Origin of the sequence: Streptomyces parvulus, from assembly GCF_014648855.1 — a bacterium.
Lineage (GTDB): Bacteria > Actinomycetota > Actinomycetes > Streptomycetales > Streptomycetaceae > Streptomyces > Streptomyces parvulus.
The window spans coordinates 1-582 of sequence record NZ_BMRX01000056.1 but is presented as its reverse complement, the minus strand read 5'-3'; the positions used below and the strand labels follow the sequence as shown (position 1 = coordinate 582).

Annotated in this window: 1 protein-coding gene; it reads right to left on the bottom strand. The window is 70.4% G+C overall.

Translation table 11 applies throughout. The annotated features are described in order from the left end of the window. Positions 1-582 (bottom strand): ketoacyl-synthetase C-terminal extension domain-containing protein (locus IE108_RS34680; RefSeq protein WP_189397859.1); only part of this gene is annotated, 582 nt, incomplete at both ends.

The window sequence follows — 582 nt, the reverse complement described above, 5'->3', positions numbered from 1 at the left end:
TTCACGGCCCATCCCCGCCCACTGCGTCCCCTGACCCGGGAACACCAGCACCGTCCGGCCGGACGAGTCCGAGGCGACGCCCTCCACCGTGACCTCACCGACCCGGACCTGCCGGTGCTCGAACACCGACCGGCCCGTGGCCAGGCTGAACGCCACATCGAGCGGCCGCACGTCGCCTGCCGACTCAAGCAGCCGCGTCACAAGTGCGGACTGGTCCTCCAACGCGACTTGCGACTTGGCGCTGAAGACCAGCGGGACGACGGGCAGGTCGCGCACCGCCTCCGGCCCTGCGACCGACTCGACCGCCGGTGCCTGCTCCAGGATCACGTGCGCGTTCGTCCCGCTCACCCCGAACGACGACACCCCCGCCCGACGCGGACGACCCACCTCGGGCCACTCACGCTGCTCGGCCAGCAACTCCACCGCGCCGGCGGACCAGTCCACCCGCGACGACGGCTCATCCACGTGCAGCGTCTTGGGCAGCACACCGTGCTCCAGAGCCATCACCATCTTGATGACCCCGCCCACACCCGCAGCCGCCTGCGCATGCCCCACATTCGACTTCAACGAACCCAGCCACAA